The sequence below is a fragment of the Cytobacillus sp. FSL R5-0569 genome, assembly GCF_038007265.1.
Classification (GTDB): Bacteria; Bacillota; Bacilli; order Bacillales; family Cytobacillaceae; genus Cytobacillus; species Cytobacillus kochii.
In genome coordinates this window covers 1,322,627-1,346,838 of sequence record NZ_JBBOWW010000001.1, presented here as the reverse complement: position 1 = coordinate 1,346,838, position 24,212 = coordinate 1,322,627, and the positions used below count along the sequence as shown (strand labels likewise).

The window sequence follows — 24,212 nt, the reverse complement described above, 5'->3', positions numbered from 1 at the left end:
CACCTTCTTACGTTGAAATTTTCTGGCCAAACAACCCTTGAGGCCGAATGAGAAGAATAATAATAATAGCTAAGAATGCAATAGCATCTCGATAGCCTGAATCTCCGTATACAACGATGAAGGTTTCCGCTAATCCTAAAATGAGGCCACCGAACATGGCTCCTCTCACACTGCCCATTCCGCCAAGAATGATAATCGCTAAACCTTTTAAGCCCATTGATAGACCCATCTGCGGCGTTACTGAGTTAAAAGCCATTCCGACCAATATACCAGCTATTCCACCCATGGCTGAAGCAATGATTACTGTCATCAGGATGGTTTTTTTCGTATCCACACCTAAGAGACTCGCCGTTTCTAGATTTTCTGCCGTGGCTCTTAATGCCTTTCCAGCTCTTGTTTTACCTAACCAAAATGTTAATACGAGCATTAACACGATAGAAATGACGAAAATAACGATTTGTACTAAATAAACGGTGATTGATCCTATTTGAAAACTGATTTCAGCAAAGCTTGTTCTAAATGGATGATTCCCTGCACCAAAAAGATGGTGTGATAAGTTCTCTAAAAGAATAGAAACACCTATTGTACTTATTAGTGGGGCTAGATGTGATACACCTTGTTTATGCCTTAACGGTCTTAAAGCAAACCTCTCTAATAAGTAACCCATAATAGCCGTAATGATGATTGCACCCAGAAAAGCAACCCATAAAGGCGCATTTAATGTCGATGTAATCATTACTCCAATAAATGCTCCAAACATAAAGATCTCGCCATGTGCCATATTGATAATACCTAAAACGCCAAATACTAAAGTAAATCCAAGGGCAACAATTGCATAAATGCTGCCCAATGTTAGTCCATTAATTAATTGTTCTATTAACACGGTGTCTCACCTTCTAACACATTTTTCTTCTTACTTAAATTCAACGAATTTTTCTCCTTCAATAACTAACACCGTAGGGTCCATTAATACATCGCCCTCTTCGTCAAAAGAGAAATTGCCGAGAATTCCTTCAAAATCCTTTGTTTTTGCTAATGCATCTCTTACAGCATCACGATCTGAACTTCCGGCATTTTTAAGTGCATCTGCTAGAATGTATAATGCGTCATAGGCTTGAGCAGCGAATTGATCTGGAACATGACCATGTTCCTCTTCAAATTTCGTCACAAATTCCTGTACTTTTTCATCTTCTTTTTCGCTATACCATGGTGTTGCTACTATCAACCCATTTGAAGACTCACCGGCAATATTGATAACTTCCGGAGAATTGAATCCGTTACCACCAACAAACGGAACATCAATCCCCATTTTCCGTGCTTGGTCCATAATGACTGCCCCTTCGTTATAAAGCGCTGAAGCAAGAATTAAATCGGGATTCAAATTTTTAATCTTCGTTAATTGGGCATTATAATCCGATTGACCTTTTTGGAACGTTTCTGTCGTTAAGACTTCAAGTCCCATTTCTTCAGCTGTTTTCTTCATCGTGTCATAACCAGACTTTGTAAACACATCATCATTCCCGTAAAGAATAGCCACTTTCTTCACATCATATTTGTCTATTGCTTGTTGCATTGATGCAGGAATAGCCAACGCTTCAGGAATAGAATTACGGAAAACATAATCGCCAATCTGAGGGATCCCCTCAGCAGTTGTAGACGTTCCGATAATCGGCACACCACTTAAGTCTGCTTCTGGTCCAACGACATTCATTTCTGTACTAAGTGTCGGACCAATAATTGCTGTTACATTATCTGAGTTAATTAATTTTTGAGCAGCAGTTAAGGCTTGGTCTTGCTTACCTGCTGAATCTTCAAAGATTAGATTGATTTTCACATCACCTTTTGCATTTATTTCTTCCTGAGCTAACTTTAAACCACCTTGTATAGCTTCACCGTATGCAGCACCTGATCCAGTTAAAAAGGAGACCACTCCAACGTCTGCTGAAACCTCTCCTCCTTCAGTACCACTTGATTCTTCATTACCGCCGCCTCCACATGCGGTTAAAAAAAGCACACTTGAAAGCGCTGTAAATCCTACCAATTTTTTCATTAAACCTCTCATTTTCCTTGCCCCCCGAGAAATTAATTCATTTTTCAAAACTATATTACTATTAAAATATAAATATATTGCATTGTAAATAAAATATTTTAAAAATTCAGTACACAAATCCATTAATATACTAAATATTATCTTCTTTTGTCTATATGGGACAAAAGAATGACCATATCATTGTGTTGAAAATATATTGATATAGCTCATATAAAAATATATGATTAATAAGGTGAGCATTTGGGTAGTTACTATAATTGACTTTCTAAAAAAATTTTGAGGGAGAAGCCCTATTTGTACGTCTTTTTTTTATTGTCTTTTCTATATAAATAAATTCCCTCTTTTTTTGGAATGTTAATTATTAAACTAGAAAAAATTGTATTGGAATGTGGAAGGAGAAAAAGAATGGAAACAGGAATTATAATATCTATAGCAATTTATATGCTAGGTATGCTTTATATAGGGTATTACTCCTATAAAAGAACATCTAATTTAAATGATTATATGCTAGGTGGACGAGATTTAGGACCATTAACAACTGCACTTAGTGCTGGAGCCTCAGATATGAGTGGCTGGCTTGTAATGGGTCTTCCTGGTGCTATGTTTGCCACAGGGTTAAGTTCGGGCTGGATTGCTGTAGGATTAACAGTTGGTGCCTTATTAAACTGGATTTATGTGGCACCACGATTACGTGTGTACACAGAAATTGCGAATGACTCTATTACTATTCCAGGATATTTAGAAAATCGTTTTGGCGAAAAAGCCAAAATATTGCGAATGGTTTCCGGTGTTGTTATTTTAGTATTCTTTACATTTTATGTATCATCCGGGATGGTTTCTGGTGGCGTCTTATTTGAAAGTATCTTCGGCCTTAATTACCATACTGGACTCTTAATTATTGCAGGGGTAACAATTGCTTATACTTTATTTGGAGGATTCCTTGCTGTTAGTTTAACTGATTTAGTTCAAGGTTTAATTATGGTTATCGCTTTAGTATTAGTACCAATTGTTGCCTTAACTGAGATTGGTGGCTTAGGTGTCGCTGTTGATACAGCAAAAGAAATTGACCCTGCTCTACTAGATGTCTTTCGCGGAACTTCATTTCTTGGGATCATCTCATTATTAGCATGGGGACTTGGATACTTTGGTCAACCTCATATCATTGTTCGTTTTATGGCTATTAAATCAGTAAAAGACGTGAAAAAGGCAACATGGATGGGTATGATTTGGATGGTATTTTGTATTATTGGTGCCATGTTTATTGGCTTCGTTGGGATTGGTTTCTTCAATAATACTCAATATTCAATCGATGATCCAGAAACAGTATTTATACTATTAGGCGAGATTTTATTCCATCCATTAATTACTGGGTTTATTATTGCAGCGATTTTGGCAGCAATCATGAGTACTGTCTCATCTCAATTATTAGTAACATCAAGCTCTCTTACTGAAGATATTTATAATTCCTTCTTACGTAAATCGGCCACTGATAAAGAGTTGGTATTTATCGGTAGATTGTCAGTTTTAATTATCTCGGTAATTGCTTTATATCTTTCTTGGGAAAAGAATTCTACGATCTTAGATCTTGTCGGTTATGCATGGGCTGGATTTGGTTCTGCATTTGGACCTTTAGTATTACTTAGTTTATATTGGAAGCGTATGACAAGTTGGGGTGCACTAGCTGGTATGATTTTCGGAACTGCGACAGTCATCATTTGGTCAGCAGCAGGTTTATCTGATACCCTTTACGAAATAATTCCAGGATTCCTAATCAGCTTATTAGCTATAATTGTGGTTAGCCTTTTAACGAGCAAACCACCTAAAAAAGTGGAAGAAGATTTCGATGAATATCAACGAGTGATTAAATCTTAATTTCTAGAGAGTGAAAAGTCCTAGGCGAGTTGCCTAGGTCTTTTTTTTGCTCTTTTTATACTATTGGCTTTCATAGGTCTTTTTTAATATAATATGGGGTATGTGACTTGAATGTCCATCGTAAGGAGGATAAAAGCATGGATTTACAATTAGATAGAATAGAATCCTCTACCAATATAGAAGAAATAGCCGAAATGATTAGTATCCAACTTAAAAAACCTGTTGTTATTGAAGATGCACAGTTTTCTTTAATTGCCTATAGTTCTTATTTTACCGAGGATTATGATGAAGTGAATAAGCAAACCATCTTTAATAAACAATGGCCCATCTCAATCTTTGAAAGATTTACAGATGAAGGTATCGTTGATCAGTTAACTAAGCATAAGAAACCTTTTCGTATAAAAGCAATGAAAGATATTTCACTGAATAAACGGGTTGTTGTTTCCGCTATTTATCAAAATGACATTTACGGTTATATATGGATACAAGAAACAGCACCTAAGTTAAAAGAAAAAGAGTTAGCGTTCCTGGATGCCGCTTCTTCTCATATCGCATTCTTGCTTAATCGTGACAAGCTCGCTAAAGATGGTAAGGTTGAAGAAGATCATTATTTTTATGAAAAAGTCATCGAAGACTCATTCCAAACGAAACATCAATTAAAGGTAGAGGCAGCTTCAGCAAAGGTTACATTGCCTAAAGCTTTTATTGTTGCTGTATTTAAGGTGGAAGAAGGCGATGATAAAAACTTTGAAGAAATCATTAATACGGTAAGATTATCTGTCAATAATATGACTCAGTCTGCCTATATTTTCTTCTACCACTTAGAAATGATTGTTTTGCTTGCTAGTCATGATCAACAAGATGTTTCTTTAGAAGAGAATGCAGAACACCTCGTACAGTCAATACGTTTGCAATATGCAGATACATCGTTGGTCGTTGGGATTGGAAATAAGTATTCTTCTATCTATAAATTAAGGCAAAGCTATACAGAGGCTCTTGAGGTTTTACAAACCGCTATGTTTTTTAATAAGGAACAGTCTCTTCCAATCAATTATCGAAAACTAAAAACATTACGCTATTTAGCTATCATTGAACAACATAATAAACAAACCAATTATAGTAATGAAGATTTAGTTATTTTATTGACGAAGGATCAAAATAATCATACGAATTATATTGATACATTAGAAGCTTACCTTCTCAATAACTGTCGTCTCAAGCCTACAGCAGAAGAATTGTTCATTCATGAAAATACGCTAAAGTACCGATTAAAGAAAATACATCAATTAACTACGATTAATTTTGATGACTTTAATACACGATGCCAATTATTTATAGATCTACAATTACTGAGGCGCAAACAATCAATTATAGCCAACCATCAAAACTCAGGATTAAACAATAATAATCCTTTATGAATGGAAAAGAAGAAACCAATCATTGAATGATTGGTTTCTTTATTGTCATTTAAGATTTACTTATGATTACAGAAGCTAGCTTATTAAACTTTCAATAAGTAAGACCAGGCAAATTGTGCATATAGCTCTGCACCCGTTACTAAAGCATCTTCATCTATATTAAACCTACCATGGTGATGTGCCCATTCGGTATCCTTATCCTTATTTCCACTTCCTACAAGCGCAAAGCTGCCTGGTGCGTAATCCAGATAAAAACTGAAATCTTCTCCACCCATTGTTGGTTTTTCATCAAATAGGACATCAGGGCCAAAACAGTCGACTGCCACCTCTTGGACTAACGCAGCACTCTCCTCATGATTAATTACTGCTTGGGTCCCTCTCGTATACTCAACCACTGCCTTGCCACCGTATAGACCAGCAACATGATTTGCATAGTGAGATAATTGCTCCTCTATGTGATCTCTAACTGCAGGTTCAAAACAACGAACGGTTCCCTCAAGTTTAGCATTTTCAGCAATGACATTAAATCTAGTTCCAGACTCAAGCTTTCCTACTGTTACAACTGCTCCTTGCTGTGGATCAATTGTTCTTGAAACAATCGACTGCAAATTCAGCACAAAGGAAGAAGCCATCACTGTTGCATCTATACAATCATGTGGAATTGCACCATGTCCCCCTTGGCCTTGAAAAGCTACATGAAAAATATCAGCAGATGCAAACTGAGGTCCTGAGGTACAAGCAATTTTATTTGTCTCCATTTGGGACCAAATATGAATACCAAACACATGATCAACCTCTGTCATTGCTCCTTGCTCGACCATTGCTAGTGCACCTCTGGCTGCTTCTTCAGCTGGTTGAAAAATAAGACGAACACTTCCACTTAATTCTTCCTTCATACTATTTAAAACATCCGCTGCTACTAATAGCATGGCTGTATGTGCATCATGGCCACAAGCATGCATTTTCCCTTCTACTTGTGATGCGTAAGATAATTCTGTATTTAGCTCTTCTACAGGTAGGGCATCAATATCCGCTCTTAAAGCTACTTTTTTTCCAGGCTTACCGCCAGTAATTTCAGCAACTATACCAGTCGGTTTCATTCTCCGATATGGAACTTGTAAATCTTCCAAGTAGTTAGCAATAAACTCTGTTGTTTTTACTTCTTCCCATGATAATTCCGGCTCACTATGAAGCTTTCTTCTTAATTGAATCACTTCATTCGCTCTCGCAAGTATTGCCTCTTTAATATAGTTGTTCATGTTAGTTCACCTCCGTGAGATGTTTTGCTGCTTCAAATAAAACATATACTGCTTTTTCAATATCTTGATGGTCTGACCATTCTTCTGGGCAGTGGCTTAATCCATCTTTGCTTGGGATAAAGATCATAGCCGCCTTCGTTTGTTCAGCAAATACCATGGCATCATGTCCAGCCCCACTGAAAATAGATTGATAAGATATTTTATATTTCTCGCAGCCCTTTTCTAATTGCTTCTTCATCTCATCATCTAATATTGTTGGTGACATATATAATTGTTCTGCAATAGAGATGGATATTTTCTCACTTTGTAACTGACGAATAAAAGTTTGTGTTTCCTCTAGTAGAGTTTTCAATTTAGCTTCTTCTGTTGACCGTAAATCAATCGTAAATGTAACCGACCCAGGTATAACATTTGCTCCATTCGGATAGACTGATAGTTTACCAACTGTAACGACAGTCCCCTCTCCGTAAGTTTCAGCAATCTTAGGTAGCTTAGCAATCATATGTGCTGCCATTACAAGCGCATCTGCACGACCATCCATTGGTGTTGTTCCTGCATGACCTGCCTTTCCCTTAATTGTTATCTCCAATTGTGATAAACCCACAATGCCTTCTACGATACCAATTGAGGTCTTCTCATTTTCTAAAATCGGTCCTTGTTCAATATGCAGTTCTAAGTACGCCTTCATCGTATCTCTGTCACGCTTCTTTACGAGGTCTGGGTTCAAACCAATACTCTTCATCGCTTCAACTGTGGAAACTCCTTGTGAATCCGCCAACTCTCTAAATGTCTGGTCTGTAAGCTTACCTGTTATACTTCTAGATCCCATTAACCCGCCACCAAACCTTGACCCTTCTTCTTCTACTAGTGCCACAACTTCCAATGGATACTTAGGTTTAATGCCATTCTCTTGGAATAGTTTTGCCACTTCCAATCCAGCTACCACCCCAGCAGGGCCATCATAATCACCACCATGTGGAACAGAATCAAAATGAGAGCCGATTAAAACGCTTGGTCCATTCACCTCTCCAGCCAATTTACCAAAAATGTTCCCTACACCATCTTCCGATACAGTTAATCCGTAGTCTCTCATGACATCCTTCAAATAGTTTCTTGCTTGTAAATCTTCATTTGAATAAGTAAGTCTCGTTGTACCTTTTCCGGGCGTACTTGTATACTTACCAAGTGTTTTTATATGTTGATCAATTCGAGTTAATACATTACTCAACATTCATCACTCCTTCATTTCGATTGCGAATTTATAAGAATTGGACAAATAGACCTGCTAAAATAACCGAGACGATCGTGACGGTTATAAACCCGCCCACTAACATTGGTGGCAACATATGACTAGTGAGGATATTTCTTTCCTCTTCATCATCTGTTAATGATTTAATTACTTCATTGGTAATAATGTAATCTGCTGGAAATCCGTATAATGCGGTTAAAGATACAGCAAAGGCCATCTCTTTACTTACCTTAAGAATTTTACCGACGATCATTGAGAAAATATACATACCGATTACACCAATGACGATTGTTGCAATTAAAGGATAAATTATTTCTAGCATCATACTTGGTGTTGCTTGCTTTAGTCCATCAAAGATAAATAACATCAATGCCATAATTGCGAAACCAAACCCATTTGCTTTTTGTAACGACTGCTTCTCTAAAAATCCAAAACTTGTAGCAATCACACCAAATAATAAACAGAGGACAAACGGACTAATTGAAACGACCGGGGTTAATACAGTTGACACAAGATAGGCAAAGAAAGCAACTATACCTAGACGGAAAAACTTAAAAAAGTCTGTATTGTACTTCTCAGGTAGCCATTTAAACAACTTTAATTCTACTTCTTCAGTTGTGGCTGCTGTCTCCTCGACAGAATCCTTTATTTTCAATTCCCCTTTACGTACTTGCTGAAGAAGCTTTTTCCCTTCCTTTTTCAAGACAAAGGATGTCAGTGGATAACCAGCAAAACCTTGCATAACGTAAATAACAATGGCAAATACGGATAATGATACAAGTCCCGCTTCGGCAGCTGCGTCTGACATCAATAATGCCGATACTACACCACCAACAAGTGGTGGAATAGCCACTACCATTGTTTGAAAATCGAAAAGTAGTACACCAACTGTAAATAAAATGACAATAATGCCTAAGATTCCAGAAAGAGCAATCACTACCGTTTTCCACTGCTGCTTTAATTCCCGTAAAGAAAGCAATGTACCCATATTAGTAATGAGCAAATACATTAATAATGTTGCTACAGACGATGGGATACCAGCCACTTCAACAATATCCGTAGGGAAGAACGTCCAATATCCAAGGAGAAATAGTGAAGCACATATAAACATGGATGGCACCCATGCCTTTGTTCTGGTAGCTACCACATCCCCAATAAATAAAATTCCAATTACAATTACAAAAGCCATTAGCTGAGACATACATGCCACTCCTTTAAATTCGATTTTGATATTTTACAATAGTATCACGCTCCTTTTTAAATTAAAAGAACATTTTGTCTTTTATTATTATTTTTAATAATCTTTTTATTTGAAAGCGCTTTTATTTCTATAAATTCACTTAAATAGCATATAATTGTTAACTAGTTCATCCCTTCTCTTCAACATAAGTTAAGGTAAACGATTACTGTCAAACTACTAGGCATGGTAAGATTTAAAATTGTTGTACAAAAAAAAGACATACCCTCTGAATTAAAAAGGTATGTCTTTGCATTACGATAATAAACTTTTCGCAGCAACTGCTAGCTCCAATCTTTCTAAGGATTTCATATACGCCAGTTTCACGTTATGATCTTTTACATTCATTTCTTTAAATAGCATTTTCACTATACCCTCATTCTGAAACCAATCTTCTACCTCCGGCTTCTTATGACTAGTATCTTTCCATACATGAACAAGCACAGGACTAAATAACTTTTTCGCACCGCTTTTTAAATGACCATCTGCAATTCTTGGCTTATAGGTTTTTGTCGGTATTCCCTCCTGAACGACGCAATAGACATTCCTCCAGTAATCACTTCTTGACCCTGTATGGGGATGTTGGTTCGCCCACTTCACATAGCTTCGTAGTTGAGAAGGGTTTTCGTATAGAAGTGTGTACAATTTATACCCTAATTCTATTCTCTGATTCAACTTTGTAAATAAATGAACAACTAACCCTTTTAACTGTGATATTCCATGCGTCTGATACGGAAAAAGAATATAGTTAAAAGCAAAAACATCTTGTAATTTGAACTCAAGTGTTGAAGTCACTTCTTCTTTAAAAATTGGGTTTTGTACCACTCTTTTTTCTATATAGTTTTGTTCATTAATAATAAGCGCATGTGTAAGGATATGTGATTGCTTTTGCTGCCAAAAAATGGACCATACGGCTTGCATAAATGAAGAAACTCCTAAATGAGAGAGCAAATGAAATAACGGCTTACTTTGTCTGACACTTTCCTCGTATAGCAATAACTGTGGATATGCATCTTGAAAAATCAACCAATTGGCTCGTTCCATAAATTGAAAGAACGCATTCTGTTCTGTCTCACTTAATATCTTTGATAATAAATCCCCCTTTAAATCTGTCATATTCCAACCCGCATTTCTGGAGACGAAATGGGCTAGCAAAGCCCAATGCACTTGGGGGTATTTCAAATAAAACGCGAGATAAGCATTTGTTCTTGTCACATTATTGAGATTACAAGCTGTTGTTTGTTGGTTTATCTTTTCTAGAATCTGTTGTTCGTCAAGATTAAGTTCATTTATTGTGTTCTGCTTGTTTTTCTTTAGTAAGGTCACTAATTCTTTTTTTAGCTTTCTCCTAGTAATAGAAGATTTTAAGCTTTTTCTTCGCCATTTATGAATTAAAAATATGGAAAACACCACCATTATGAATGATAATTTTGTCCAATGAATACTCATGTATTAATATTGCTTACATTGTTAGGAAAAGTAACGAAAAGGGTGAATATCATGAAGGTCTCAAATGGAATCAATCATTTAATTACTACTTTAAGAGCTGACCAAACAACTTCGGGTACTTGGGAATATCCTTTTGAATCTAGTATATCCACTGATACGTATATGATTATTTTATTAAGAAGTTTGGAAATTGATGATGAAGAGATGATAAAACAATTGGTTAAAAGGATACTAAGTAAACAAGAGGAAAACGGAGCATGGAAACATTATTACGATGAAAGAGGAGGCAGTCTTTCCTTAACTGTCGAGGCATATCATGCATTGTTGTATTCTGGTTATATCGATAAAAAAGATGATCGAATGAAAAAAGCAAAACGATTCATTTTACAACAAGGGGGCATAGAGGAAACCCATTTCCTAACCAAGCTGATTCTTACCATCACAGGACAGTATGAATGGCCAAAGTTCTTTCCCCTACCAATTGAACTAATGCTCATCCAACCTATCATGCCAATTAATTTCTATAGCATCTCCGTATACGGCAGAGCAAATATAGTTCCCATTATGATTATCGCAGAAAAGAAGTTTCGTTTTCGAACAGCCAGCAGTCCAGATTTATCAGATCTGTTCACTTCGAGAGAGGAAGCAAATTTTAGTTGGTCCCGTTCCTCTGAATGGCGAACCATACACAAAACAATCAAATCAAGTATTAAGAAAATTATAGGCCTACCACAAGAGTTACACCAACTGAGTATGAGCCGTGCAAAACAATATATGATGAATCACCTAGAACCTGACGGGACCTTATTTGGCTATATTAGCTCGACATTTTTAATGGTGTTTGCATTACTTTCATTAGGACATAAAAAAGATGATCCGTTAATTGAGAATGCGGTAAAAGGATTATACGGATTCAAGACAAAAGTAAAGGGTCATACACATATCCAATTCACTACTGCTTCTGTTTGGAATACAAGCTTGCTCAGTTATTCTTTACAAAAAGCTGGATTAACACCAAATGATCCAATGATAAAGAAAGCAACTAATTATTTACTTAGTAGACAACAATATAAATTTGGAGATTGGATCATTCATAATCCCAAGACAAAACCAGGAGCTTGGGGATTTTCTAACATTAACACTTTTCAGCCAGATACTGATGATACCTCAGCCACTCTTCGTGCAATTACAAACTCTGCAAAAATCGATGATAACATAAAAGAGGCTTGGAATTTAGGCGTGAATTGGCTCGTTTCCATGCAAAATGATGATGGCGGTTGGCCAGCTTTTGAAAAGAATACCAATAATAAGTTACTAGCTTTAGTACCAATCCAAGATAGTGAATTTATTCTCACCGATCCAAGCAGTGCCGATTTAACAGGAAGAGCCATGGAGTTTTTAGGCAATTACACACAAATGCCACACCAACATTCTCATTTCGACAAAAGTATTGAATGGCTTAAAACACACCAAGAAAAGAACGGTTCATGGTATGGCAGATGGGGCATTTGCTATATATACGGGACTTGGGCAGCTCTTACGGGATTATCAGCAATTGCATATGATAATAAAAGTCAAATGATCAAGAAGGCTACAAGCTGGCTACGATCCATTCAAAATGCTGATGGAGGTTATGGGGAATCCGCTTTAAGTGATAAACAAAAAAAATATATTCCATTAGGTGATAGTACGCTCACACATACTGCATGGGCCATAGATGCATTAATTTCGGTAAGTCAGAAGCCAGATGAGACAATTAAAAGAGGCATAAAATACCTCCTCACATCTTTGGACAATGACGATTGGAGCGAAGACTACCCAGCAGGGCAAGGCCTCGCTGGTGCGATTTATTTTCATTATCACAGTTACCGTTACATTTTCCCTCTTTTAGCCTTATCACATTATCGTGAGAAATATGGAGAGGAATGAGGAAATCAAAACAAAAAAAGCCTTAGCAATTCTAATGAATATTGTTAAGGCTTATCTACACAATAATTCCTATCCAATCAACTTCCCTGCTACATACGAACTAATTCTTTCATACTTTTTAACGATGGTGGTCGTAAATCATCAGGAATTGCTGCTTCATATTTCTTTCCAGCAGTCTCTTTAACAAACTCTTCTCTTGCCACATCGATTAAATTTGTATCCGTCAATAAATCAAATAAAGTTAATGCCATTGATTTTGCTGCTAAATGCATCCCCTTCAGTCCAATGGAGGACCCATAAGAAGCTGTAGCTTGCCAAGAATGGGGTTGAACACCAACTGGTGCACAAGTTGTCATGATTTGACCTACAGGTGTAATCCAACTTACATCACCAACATCTGTTGATCCCCCTATACATTGCCCTTTCAAATGTTTGAAATGATTTTTATCCGTTGGTAATAGATCTTCTAGTTCAATACCGAACTGCTTCTTGGACATTTCAACAACTTCGTTATCGACTGTTGCTACCAACTTTTCTGCAAAATTTAATTCATCTTGATTAAATGAAAAAGACACACCTTCCATATTTTTTAACATTACCTTATTAAGTGTGTCATTAGGCAAGACATTGTACGCATATGCCTTCACTTGATGCTCAACTTTTGTTTCAGTCATTAGTGCTGCACCTTGTGCAATTTTCTCTAATCGGTTGAACATACTATCTACTTGTTCTTTCGTAGTTGCACGCAAATAATACCATACACTTGCTTGATCAGGTACGATATTAGGTGCAAGGCCGCCATTAGTAATGACATAATGTATCCTTGAGCCATCTAATACATGCTCTCTCATATAATTTGCTCCAACATTCATTAATTCCACGGCATCTAATGCACTTCTCCCTGCATGCGGAGCTCCAGCAGCATGAGCAGTTATTCCCTTAAATTGATATTCTACCGAAACCATTGCTTGCATTGACATATTGACAACAAAATTCGCTACACCTGGATGCCAAGTTAATGCACAGTCTAAATCATTAAATACTCCTTGTCTTGCCATAAATGTTTTCCCAGAAAGAACTTCTTCTGCAGGACATCCATAATAACGAATCGTTCCATTTATTTCACTCGTTTTCATTGCTTCGCTCATCGCGATAACAGCTTCCACACCAGCGGTTCCTAACAAATTATGTCCACATCCATGTCCAGGTCCACCACTAATAATCTCTTCCCTGTTTGTAGATACCGCTTGTGAAAGTCCTGGTAAGGCATCAAATTCTCCTAATATTCCAATAACAGGCTTCCCGCTTCCATATTCGGCAACGAATGCTGTTTGTGCTCCTCCTACGTTTTCTTGAATGTCAAACCCTGCTTCTTGTAAGACTTGTTTTTGTAAATTCGATGCGTATTCTTCCTCATAAGCAACTTGTGGATGATTCCATATATCTTTTGCCATATCTGAAAAAAATTCTTCTTTATTTTTTATCCAATCTATAAGTTCTTCTTTGATCATTATAAATTCCTCCTTTATAATTACTTTCTTTTCTCTAATGATATACAAATGATGATAGTTAAGATGATACAGATAATTCCTTTAAAAAAAGTGGGAATAGGTATTAGATTTACAAATAATCCTACTGATAATGCAATACCTCCGTATAACGGCTTCTTAAGGGCAAACTGCGCAAATATACCTCCAAAAATAGCAGGAACAATATATATAAATGCTCCTTGAATCGATTCCGGAATAATTGATACGAGATAAGATCCAGAAACAATAATGAAAATTAATATGGCCATATTCATTAATGATGTTGCTCCTATTGCAAGAGCCGCAACAATTTCACCTTTTTTCGTTCCAGGTTCAGCACCAACAGCATTTTGAGCTGCCGCAGCAGAAGGCAAGCACATATTAGCAATATTTCCTGTTAAAAAGGCTTGATAGGTACCAGATATCCCTAAAGTTGGATAATATGATATTGGCTCCATAAACCAGGCATACCCGATGGCGGCAGCATAAGCTATCAACCCAGTAATAATTGGTTGCCAACCGGGATGTATACCTAATACAAAGGATAGATATAGAGGAAGTGAGATAGTCAATACAATGACCAACCCAATAGTTAGGCGTCCCCAGAAATGTGATTTTTGATGAAAAGTATACATTTCATATGAATGAATCACCTCATTTTTTTTAGCTGCTATATTACTTTCGGAAACCGCCATACTTTTCCCTCCTTAAAGGACAAAATAACTAACTGTTAAACCAACAATAATCGATACACCTAATGACCATTCATGTAAAAATTTGAGTTGATGACTTTTATTTGCAATAAAACTCACGATTAGCATCGCAGTAGCCGCTGCTAAAGCAACAATAGCTGTTTCCACCCCTTTGAATATTTCACCTGCAACAAAGTTACCAAAAACCGCAAGCATAGCCGCACTTGACACAATCATCATAATGGGGAGTTTGCCATCTGCTTGTTGTTTATTTGATACTTTTCTTTCAATCTTTGCTAATGATTTAGTAAATAAGAAGACAAAGAGTAGCCAACCACATCCACCAATACATAAAACCCATGCGACAGTTGCAAACGCTTCTGCAGTAAAACTTTCAGATCCAAGTTCTGTTCCATAAGCGGTTGCAGCCAAATTGGCGCCCATCGATTCAGTAGCAGCAGAACCTATAATGCCTATTCTCATTAATGTTAAAGGGTCACCTAGTAAAGTAATTAAAGATACAGCTACAACCACAATCCCAAATGAAGGACCTATTGCGTTAATCATCCCAACTTTTAAAGCGCTGTTAACATCTTGCTTACTTAGACCTACACTTTCACTTGTTTTCTTTGCCATTTGAATAAATTTAATTCCTTGGAAAATGACTACACCAATGACTGTAAGTGAGATAATCCACACAACTGGATGGCTTGCTATTTTTATTGCCTCCTCCATCATCATCCTCCTAAAATTTATAATTTTCTGTTTTTTTATGATAGTTATATTGAAAAACAATTTATACAAGCTGTCAATTATGATGTAAGGAAATCTAACAATTAAAACTCCGCAAAGATAAGGATTTTTACTTACTTTAATAATTCTTTTTGAACAATAAAACGCTTTCACCGTTTTATTAGAATAAAAAAATCGAGGAAAACTCCCCGATTTAGGTATTACGATTTATTTTTAAAAAACAACGGTTTTATTACCATATACAATCACGCGATCTTCAAGATGCCACTTTACTGCTCTCGCTAGAACACTGCGTTCGATTGAGGCTCCTTTTCTCTTCAAGTCCTCTACTCCATCCCTATGATCAACTCGACTTATATCTTGCTCGATAATCGGCCCCTCATCTAAATCATTGGTTACATAATGTGAAGTTGCACCGATAATCTTCACTCCGCGAGCATAGGCACGATCATATGGTTTCGCACCAACAAATGCCGGTAGAAACGAATGATGAATATTAATGATTTTATTAGCTTGAGCAGAAACAAATCGAGACGTCAAAATTTGCATATAACGAGCGAGAATGACAACATCTATATTATACTCTTCAAGTAATTGTAGCTGCTTTGTTTCCACTTCTTCACGATTTTCTTTCGAAGCAGGGATATGGTAAAAAGGAATTCCTAATGACTCAACAATTTCTTTTGCCTCTAGATGGTTACTGATAACTAATGGAATTTCCATCATCATGTCGCCATTCTGCCATTCTAATAGTATCTCTCTTAAACAATGGAGCTGCTTTGAAACAAAGATTGCCGTTCTTTTTAATTCACTATTTTGTTGTAACTTCCATTCCATATCAAAATCTTGAGCAACATTTATAAATGACTCTTTCATTTGTCCAAATTTTTGTGGAAGTTCAGGACACTCAAATTCAATGCGCATAAAAAAGTTGCCACCTTCATGATCAGTGGAATATTGACTGGATTCGATAATATTAGCTTGGTGTTGAAATAAAAACTTCGAAATGTGGGCGACAATCCCTGGTTGATCAGGGCATTTGATGAGCAAGCGACCCCTGTTTTTATTTTTCTCTTTATAAACTTTTGCTTGATTATTAAATAATGTATTCATGTTGCACTCCTTCAAACTATTTATTGCATTTTAACCTTTTCTTTCATAAAGACGCAAACCTTTTGCAAAAAAAAACACACTCATTGTACATTGCTTGAATTTAGACCCCATTCTCTTATACTATAATAGGAGCATGCAACCTGTGTTTTTATGTTACAAAAATATGACTTTAGTGGCATTTTTGACATAAATAATCGTATTTCGACAAAAAGGAAGGTATAATTATAAAATCACAGGATAATAGTTTCATATAAGGAGGAATTATAAGATGGAATGGGTATTAGCCATTTTACTTGGTGCAGCTGTTGTGTTGCTCATTTTATCATTTGTTAAGGGTAAACAATCGAAATCAGAACAAGAACAACATATTGACCAGGTTTCTTTTTCCTTAATGGATGAAATTCACCAACTACAGCAAAAAGTAAAATTCATGGAAATAGATGCTGAGATAACAGCGGTAGAAGCAGGTACATCTGAAGTACAATCGGATCATAGATTACTTCTACGTGAAATGATTGACCTACATAGAAGAGGATACTCCAACGAAAGCATCGCTCAAAAACTAAAGATGTCATTACAAGAAGTGAATAACCTACTAGCTCCATACGAAAAACGTAGTACGGAAAGGAGTAAAGTAGCTCAATGAGTGAGAAAACGATGCGCAGCTTTGCTGGTGGTTTAATTGTCGCAGCAGTCATTCTCGGGATTACTTATTTCCTTAGTCCGGCCGAAAGCAAACAAACAGAAGCTGCCGAGCCAAAAGCAACAGAAGAAGTCGATCAACCCGCAGAAGCAACCAAAGAAGAACTTAGTACTGAAGAGATGGAAGAAGCCTTACAATCTCAAGGATTTATTATTCATAGTGAAGAAGAATGGAACAATATTAATAAAGATATGAAAGATATCGCTTCTGTTAAAGAAGAAAATGAAAAGCTAAAAAAGCAACTTAACGATGCAAAAGAAAATGAAAATGAAAAAGCTGTTTACCGTACGATGCTCACAGTTACCTCTGGTATGACTAGTATCGACGTCGGTAATGCACTTGAGTCTGCAAAAATCATTAAAAATGGTAAAGACTTCTTTGATGCCGTAGAGAAAAAGGGTCTAGAAAATGATCTACGTCCAGGGACTTTTGAAGTAAATAGTGACATGTCAATGAACGAACTTGTAAATAAGGTATTTAAGAAATAACCATCATGGGAAAAGCATCTGATGTCATCAGGTGCTTTTTTATTGCCTTCCTAACTCTTCGTTCATAAACAAATAGTGAGTAGCAACTGTTTCCTCATACCAATCAGAGCGATTTCAGATAGTTAACTGCTCGTATTCAATTTGTCGGTCATCATGTGTAAAAATCGGAAAGATTGCTGCGCAAATTTGATTTGCTCAGTCATCAATCATGCATTCTACAATGTTAGCTGCACAAACTCGATTTACACTTACATAAAGCATAAATTCTTCAATTGAGCAAAAGTCGACTTTCCCCTACTTATAAAGATATTTCGATAAAAAATAGAGCAAAAGCTACATAACTCTCTAACGTTGCTTAAGTTTCTAAGAAGAAAATGAATAATCGTGATATATTAATGTCAAAATACTCCTATATCATTCTATATCGACCAAAAATGAGTGAAGTTTAAATTGATAAAAGAAGATTGGGGAATGTTCATTATGAGTATTTATGTATATCAATCATTTCAACTAAAACAAGAAAACTTTCAAGAAGGCATACAAAATCTCGCTAATATCAAAAGCTTTCGCAACGAAAACTACAGTCACGAGGTTGAAATTCTCTGCCCTATTTCCGGTAATGACCATACCTATTGCCTCATTGCCATATATGAAGGACTCGCCGAGATGGAATTGCAAAATAAAAAAATGTTTGAAGACGAGAAGTATAAGAAAATGATTAGTGATTTCTTCATCGAGCATACTGTTCAGAATAGTATAGAGACCCAATTGTTACGAAGCCTCCAATTACCACCTAAAACAAAGAAATAATAGATAAACATTTCGTTGCCCTATACAAATATCAGAAAATTCATTATAATTAACGCGTCTTGGATTACTTGAAAAGAGGCGTTAATTATGACAGATAGAAGCGATCAAGGTAGGAATATACTTATTTTTATAGGGATTATCACAATTGCATTCAATTTACGCCCTGCGATTACTTCAGTTGGCCCCATTATTGGTGACATACAACATGAATTGCAGTTTAATACGAGTACAGTGAGTTTACTAACCACGCTCCCTTTATTAGCCTTTTCATCTATCTCCCCCTTTGCTCCTTTTTTTGCAAAAAAATGGGGAATTGAGAGGGTGATTTTCTGCGGTCTAACACTGATAGGTCTAGGTGTCTTCATGCGCTCTACTAATTTTATTTTCATACTATTTCTTGGTACCTTCATGATCGGGTTAGGGATAGGTATTTGTAACGTGTTACTCCCAAGTCTTGTTAAAGCACAATTCCCATTAAAAATAGGGCTAATTACTGGCATATATACGTTAGCAATGGGGGTATTTGCTGGCTTTGCACCAGGTATTAGTGGAACACTTTCTAGCAATGGGATTGCATGGAAAACCAGTCTACTAATTTGGGTAATCCCTATTTTACTTGCTTGTCTTCTATGGATACCATTTATTAAAAAGACACCTAAAAAAAACCCTGTTCCTCTCCTTTCATTCTCTACATTGTTTAGGTCGGGAATAGCATGGCAAATCACCGGTTTTATGGGGTTGCAATCGTTTATCTATTTTGGTTTTTCCACATGGTTACCAGAGATATTGATAGTAAAAGGTTTCACGTTAGAAATGGGTGGTTGGATGCTAACTATCATGCAAATCTCGGGTTTACCAGCGAGTTTTTTTATTCCTATTTTAGGAGAAAGATTATCACATCAAAAATGGATTGGGTTAGGGATTGGTACAACCCTTATTACAGGTTTATGCGGGTTATTTCTCACTTCAAATATGGTGATCACATTTCTAAGTATTATCCTCATTGGTCTTTCTTTAGGAGCTGCGATAAGTCATTCATTAGCATTAATGAGTCTACGATCTATGAACAGTGAACAGGCTGCCTCTCTTTCTGGCATGGCCCAATCTTTTGGTTATTTATTGGCAGCATGTGGTCCTTTCTTACTTGGACTTCTTTATGACCTTTTTCACCAATGGCATACAGCATTTTTTGCCCTTATTACTATTGCCGTTCTTTTTACTTTATGTGGGATCGGGGCTGGAAGAAATGTTTTTGTGCAGGAAACCACAAACCTCAAGCAAATCTCTTAAATCATTTAGCTGGGTTCATAATTACAACCCAGCTTTTTTTACTTACTACTCTTTGATTACAGGAATCCAAATTTCTGAGTAAAAATTGCTACGGTTGGAACCTTCTTCAGGATATACCTCTAACTCAGCTGTTCCCGCATGTCTATAACCGCTCGTTGGAAACCATTCTGAGAATATTTGTTTCCACGTGTGTTGGATTGCTTTAGGCATCTCTCCATGCACTTGAAATACGGCCCAAGTTGAGGCTGGTATCGTTATTGTTTCAAAACTAGTAGAATGCCCATTATGATTGACAGCAATCCAATAGTCAATTTCCCTATGATTTATATGATCCACGCAAACCCCAAGCACACCTTTTATTGAGCCATTATTTAATGAAAGTAAGCGATCACAAGTCCCATCTTGATTCACTTGATTCCATAACTTTGGAATTTCTGTTAGGTTTGCATCGTTTTCAAGGGAATAATTCTTTCTTATGCCTACTACTTGAAAGCTATCTTTTGAAATTATTGTATGATTCATTGGTTCCGCTCCTTCTAATGTTACATGTATTTTTAAGGGCTGATATAATTTCAACTTTCCACGGTATTTCTTTACTTCTGATGGTGAGATATGATGTTGCTTCTTGAATGCCTTAGTAAATGCTTCTGGGGTTTCATAGCCATATTTTAGGGCAATATTAATAATTTTCTCATCATTATTACCAAGCTCAATAGCTGCACCCGTTAATCTTCGTCGTCTTATATATTCCCCTAGCGTCATATCCGTTAAAATGGCAAACGTTCGTTGAAAGTGAAAAGGAGAAGTATTCGCTTGTTTTGCTACCTCCTCACTGTTTAATTTTTTCAACAGGTTTGCTTCAATATAATCCAACGCTTTTTGTATATCTGTTACCCAACTCATAGTCTCTTCTCCTTCGGTTCGATTGTATACCGAATCATTTATTTACTCCTGTCATTTATTGCTCTGTTTGGTTAGGTTAACTACGGTCGCATAAAAGAACAAACACTTCCTATCACTGCAGTATTCCTTACCATTTTTCACATGATAAGTGTACATAATATTTATATTAATTCGAAACACTAGAAAAGGTAAAAGAATTACAGTAGGGATCTTCCATTTAATCATCCGGAGTTACGCTTTGACAATAAAAAAGGTGGTATATGACAGTGAATAATGAAACTAAACATCAGAAATTCGGGGCCGTCTTTTATTGGTCAGTTGGTATTTTACTCGTTTTAATTTTTATCGGTGCATTCGCTCCAAAAGTGATGGAAAACTATACAGCTGCTATTCAGTCAGCCATCACCTCTACTTTTGGCTGGTATTATTTAATCATAGTCACGGTTTTTGTCTGTGTTTGCTTATTTTTAATTGTTAGCCCTTATGGGAAATTAAAACTGGGGAAGTCAGATGAAAAACCAGAATATAGTTATCCTACTTGGTTTGCCCTTTTATTTAGTGCCGGGATGGGTACAGGACTCCTTTTCTGGGGAACAGCAGAACCGATTTCTCATTTCGCAATTGACTCTCCTACAGGGCAAACGGGTACCGATCAAGCAGCAATGGATGCTTTAAGGTATGTCTATTTTCATTGGGGTATTCATGGTTGGAGTATATACGTCATTATTGCTCTTTGTCTTGCCTTTTTCAATTTTCGTCGAGGGGGAGATGGTTCAATTAGCTCTACACTATCTCCTATTATGAAAAACACCGATGGTCCGTTAGGAAAACTAATAGATATTATCGGTATTATTGCCACTGTTGCGGGAATCGCCACTACTCTTGGTTTTGGTGCTAGTCAAATTAATGGCGGGATCTCTTACATTTGGAATATCCCTAATTCTTTTCTCATTCAATTAGTGATTATTATCATTATTACAGTCATTTTCTTAATCTCAGCCACCACTGGGATTGATAAAGGTATCAAACTCTTATCCAATGTCAATATGATACTTGCGCTCGTACTCCTACTCTTTTTTATTGTTTTTGGTTCAACTGTTTATTCCTTAAATTTGTTCACAGACACGATTGGAAAATATATACAACGACTGCCAGAGATGAGTTTTAGATTAACACCCAATAATGAGCAAAGCAGAGAGTGGATTAACAATTGGACGATTTTTTATTGGGCATGGTGGATGGCATGGTCACCGTATGTCGGCACATTTATAGCAAGAGTATCTAGAGGAAGGACCATACGTGAATTTACTATTGGAGTATTGCTTGTACCTACCATTGTTACATTTATTTGGTTCGCTTTCTTAGGAGGTACTGCTATCGATATGCAAATGACAGGGATAGCTGATTTGGCTTCAATGACTACAGAGCAAATGCTATTTGGAACATTAGCAGAGATGCCGATTAGTTTTATTACCTCTGTCCTCTCTCTTATCTTGATTGCTATTTTCTTTATTACATCAGGTGACTCCGCTACTGTTGTGTTGGGGATGCAATCAGTTAAAGGTGTGTTAAATCCGACGAATCGTAATAAACTCATATGGGGTGTCTTACTATCAGCCATCGCCACTGTATTGCTCTATTCTGGTGGCCTACAAGCACTACAAAATACAATGATTATTGCTGCCTTCCCATTTTCGTTCGTAATGATCCTCATGACGATATCTTTAATCAAAGAACTGCAGCAAGTAAAAAGAGAACTAGAGCTTTCAGGCGCAACCAAAGATAAACTAATGTCAAGAAGGTTACAAAAACAATTAATCAAACAAGAACTAAAAGATGAAAAACGTTGGATTGAGAGTAAAATGGAAGAAGAGAAAAAACGCTTAAAAAAGAAAAAGAAAGAAAAAATGGAAGAACTAAATAACAAGAAGGAGGAATAACCTCCCCCCTCTTGTTTTTTTAGTTCTTCACAATGTAGCTGTTATTCTTCTAGCCACTTCAATACCATTCTCCATACAATCCGGAATCCCTGAACCATAGTAAGAACTTCCTGCTATATACACGCCAGGATATTTTTCTATAAGCGTTTGTTCAATTCCTTTGATTAAATGCGGGTGGTCCAGTGTATAAGTAGGCATTAATTCATTCCATTTTGTTATTTCCCATACAATGGGTTCAGCTGTTAGTTTTAAGCTTTTCTGTAAATCTTCTCTTGCAAGATCAAGTAATCCTGTATCTTCCATATCCTTCACGCTAGCGAATGAAGGGTGGCTACTTTTGTAGAAGAGACGGACAAGCAGATTCCCACTTTTAGACGTATGTTTCCATTTTCTACTCGTCCATGTACAAGCATTACAGTGTAGCTCATTATTGCTTGATGTAATAAAGCCAGTTCCATCTTTGGGTAAGACCGCATCAGGAACATCGAATCCTATGTAAACACTAATGAGTGAGCTGTTTTTCATGTTAGAAAAATACTGATTCAATGCTGCGTCATCAAGTAATTGTTGCGCAACTTGATGTGGAGTGCTCAAGACAATATGATCTGCTTTCATCACTTCACCATTTGAAAAACTCACCTTATAATGTTGCTTCACTTTTTGTATTGATTGTGCCTCGTATCCTTTTTTGATTTCCACTGCCCCAAGAGATTTTTCATATGCGTCAATAATTGTTGAAAGACCATTTTTGAAAGAGAGGAACTTCCTTTCACCGCTACTCTGATATTTCTCCTTATGATCATTGAACCCCATGATAATGCTTCCGTATTTCTTTTTATATTCGAAAACAGCTGGTAAGGTAGATGAAATCGTCAAATCTTGTAGTTTTCCAGAATAAACACCCGATAATACTGGAGCAATCTGCTTCTCTACTAATTCCTCGCCAAAATAATAGGTAAGAAAGTCACCAATACTATCTTCAACTGTAAATGGATTCTTATGGTGATAAACGTCTTTTAATGCTCGAACTTTACCTTCAGCAGAGACTAATGTAGTTTTAGCCAATGACTCGATACTTGTCGGTATACCAAATACAGCATCAACTGGGATGGGCTTTATCTCGCCATCGGTAAATAAATAAGAGCGACCTGTCCCGTTATAAACGACCTCATCACTTAAATTCAGTTCTGAAAAGATTTCTCTACCCATTACTTTCCTTGAGACAATAGAATCAGCGCCCGTTTCCATCATAAATCCATCCGCTTCAACGGTTTTAATTTTTCCACCTAGATGATTTTGTGCTTCTGTTAATATAATGCGAATGTCGCGATTGTTTGCGTTTTTCCATTTTTGTAGTTCATGGGCAGCTGACAGACCATTTATGCCACCACCGACGATCAACACCGTTTCCATTACGTACACCTCAACTTTTTCTCAATGATAATAGTTTATCACAACATCACTACTTCAACTCAATCTCTATCAACAATTGAATGACTTTTGCATTTAAAAAAGATTTTTTTTGATA

20 protein-coding genes are annotated in these 24,212 nt (G+C 36.5%); 8 read left to right on the top strand and 12 right to left on the bottom strand.

Annotated elements, in window-relative coordinates; all coding sequences use genetic code 11:
* Positions 1-7 precede the first annotated feature (7 nt).
* A complete protein-coding gene (locus tag MKX78_RS06970; protein ID WP_095370023.1) occupies positions 8-883 on the bottom strand; it encodes a branched-chain amino acid ABC transporter permease in 876 nt (291 codons plus the stop codon).
* Positions 884-913: 30 nt separating this feature from the next.
* Positions 914-2,062 (bottom strand): ABC transporter substrate-binding protein, encoded by a 1,149-nt coding sequence (locus MKX78_RS06965; RefSeq protein WP_095370024.1) that lies wholly within the window; start codon positions 2,060-2,062, stop codon positions 914-916.
* Positions 2,063-2,455: 393 nt separating this feature from the next.
* Here MKX78_RS06965 and putP point away from each other — a divergent pair, with 393 nt between their 5' ends.
* Entirely contained in the window at positions 2,456-3,922 is a 1,467-nt protein-coding gene (gene putP, locus MKX78_RS06960) for a sodium/proline symporter PutP (protein ID WP_095370025.1), read from the top strand.
* Between the two features lie 137 nt (positions 3,923-4,059).
* Entirely contained in the window at positions 4,060-5,340 is a 1,281-nt protein-coding gene (locus MKX78_RS06955; RefSeq protein ID WP_095370026.1) for a PucR family transcriptional regulator, read from the top strand.
* A gap of 83 nt (positions 5,341-5,423) precedes the next feature.
* Here the strand turns inward: MKX78_RS06955 and MKX78_RS06950 are convergent, their stop codons facing one another.
* From MKX78_RS06950 to MKX78_RS06935, 4 genes are all read right to left on the bottom strand, one after another.
* Positions 5,424-6,599 (bottom strand): amidohydrolase, encoded by a 1,176-nt coding sequence (locus MKX78_RS06950; RefSeq protein WP_307318008.1) that lies wholly within the window; start codon positions 6,597-6,599, stop codon positions 5,424-5,426.
* A gap of 1 nt (position 6,600) precedes the next feature.
* Positions 6,601-7,827, bottom strand: a complete 1,227-nt coding sequence (locus tag MKX78_RS06945) for a Zn-dependent hydrolase (RefSeq protein ID WP_370873394.1) — start codon at positions 7,825-7,827, stop codon at positions 6,601-6,603.
* Between the two features lie 31 nt (positions 7,828-7,858).
* A complete protein-coding gene (locus tag MKX78_RS06940; protein WP_095370029.1) occupies positions 7,859-9,049 on the bottom strand; it encodes a hypothetical protein in 1,191 nt (396 codons plus the stop codon).
* A 291-nt stretch (positions 9,050-9,340) separates the two neighbouring features.
* Positions 9,341-10,411 carry a DUF2515 family protein gene (locus MKX78_RS06935; RefSeq protein ID WP_233435344.1) on the bottom strand — a complete coding sequence of 357 codons (1,071 nt, stop codon included), beginning with the start codon at positions 10,409-10,411 and terminating at the stop codon, positions 9,341-9,343.
* Positions 10,412-10,585: 174 nt separating this feature from the next.
* Between MKX78_RS06935 and shc the strand changes: the two genes are divergently transcribed.
* Positions 10,586-12,463 carry a squalene--hopene cyclase gene (gene shc / locus MKX78_RS06930; protein WP_341050350.1) on the top strand — a complete coding sequence of 626 codons (1,878 nt, stop codon included), beginning with the start codon at positions 10,586-10,588 and terminating at the stop codon, positions 12,461-12,463.
* An 89-nt stretch (positions 12,464-12,552) separates the two neighbouring features.
* On the opposite strand, the gene MKX78_RS06925 is transcribed toward shc, so the two are convergent.
* The 4 genes from MKX78_RS06925 to purU all read right to left on the bottom strand — a co-directional run bounded on the left by MKX78_RS06925 (position 12,553) and on the right by purU (position 16,550).
* Positions 12,553-13,974, bottom strand: a complete 1,422-nt coding sequence (locus MKX78_RS06925; RefSeq protein ID WP_341050347.1) for an amidohydrolase — start codon at positions 13,972-13,974, stop codon at positions 12,553-12,555.
* Between the two features lie 20 nt (positions 13,975-13,994).
* Positions 13,995-14,687, bottom strand: coding sequence for a small-conductance mechanosensitive channel (locus tag MKX78_RS06920; protein ID WP_307318012.1), 693 nt, complete (start codon positions 14,685-14,687; stop codon positions 13,995-13,997).
* Positions 14,688-14,699: 12 nt separating this feature from the next.
* Entirely contained in the window at positions 14,700-15,419 is a 720-nt protein-coding gene (locus MKX78_RS06915) for a DUF5058 family protein (protein ID WP_307318013.1), read from the bottom strand.
* 231 nt (positions 15,420-15,650) lie between these two features.
* Positions 15,651-16,550: a formyltetrahydrofolate deformylase gene (purU, locus tag MKX78_RS06910; protein WP_307318016.1), complete on the bottom strand. Its 900-nt coding sequence runs from the start codon at positions 16,548-16,550 to the stop codon at positions 15,651-15,653.
* Between the two features lie 268 nt (positions 16,551-16,818).
* Between purU and MKX78_RS06905 the strand changes: the two genes are divergently transcribed.
* The 4 genes from MKX78_RS06905 to MKX78_RS06890 all read left to right on the top strand — a co-directional run bounded on the left by MKX78_RS06905 (position 16,819) and on the right by MKX78_RS06890 (position 19,841).
* Positions 16,819-17,196: a hypothetical protein gene (locus MKX78_RS06905; RefSeq protein ID WP_095370035.1), complete on the top strand. Its 378-nt coding sequence runs from the start codon at positions 16,819-16,821 to the stop codon at positions 17,194-17,196.
* Positions 17,193-17,741, top strand: a complete 549-nt coding sequence (locus tag MKX78_RS06900) for a hypothetical protein (RefSeq protein ID WP_095370036.1) — start codon at positions 17,193-17,195, stop codon at positions 17,739-17,741. The genes MKX78_RS06905 and MKX78_RS06900 overlap by 4 nt, the downstream gene beginning before the upstream one ends.
* A 480-nt stretch (positions 17,742-18,221) precedes the next feature.
* Positions 18,222-18,551, top strand: coding sequence for a hypothetical protein (locus MKX78_RS06895; protein ID WP_095370037.1), 330 nt, complete (start codon positions 18,222-18,224; stop codon positions 18,549-18,551).
* 87 nt (positions 18,552-18,638) lie between these two features.
* Positions 18,639-19,841: a CynX/NimT family MFS transporter gene (locus tag MKX78_RS06890; RefSeq protein ID WP_341050344.1), complete on the top strand. Its 1,203-nt coding sequence runs from the start codon at positions 18,639-18,641 to the stop codon at positions 19,839-19,841.
* A 45-nt stretch (positions 19,842-19,886) separates the two neighbouring features.
* Here the strand turns inward: MKX78_RS06890 and MKX78_RS06885 are convergent, their stop codons facing one another.
* Positions 19,887-20,744, bottom strand: a complete 858-nt coding sequence (locus tag MKX78_RS06885) for an AraC family transcriptional regulator (RefSeq protein WP_307318022.1) — start codon at positions 20,742-20,744, stop codon at positions 19,887-19,889.
* 266 nt (positions 20,745-21,010) lie between these two features.
* On the opposite strand from MKX78_RS06885, the gene MKX78_RS06880 reads away from it, so the two are divergent.
* Positions 21,011-22,684 (top strand): BCCT family transporter, encoded by a 1,674-nt coding sequence (locus tag MKX78_RS06880; protein ID WP_307318024.1) that lies wholly within the window; start codon positions 21,011-21,013, stop codon positions 22,682-22,684.
* 27 nt (positions 22,685-22,711) lie between these two features.
* Here MKX78_RS06880 and hemG read toward each other — a convergent pair whose 3' ends face one another.
* The gene (gene hemG / locus MKX78_RS06875) at positions 22,712-24,097 is read right to left on the bottom strand and encodes a protoporphyrinogen oxidase (RefSeq protein ID WP_095370040.1); all 1,386 of its coding nucleotides are present in this window, start codon (positions 24,095-24,097) and stop codon (positions 22,712-22,714) included.
* Positions 24,098-24,212: the final 115 nt, after the last annotated feature.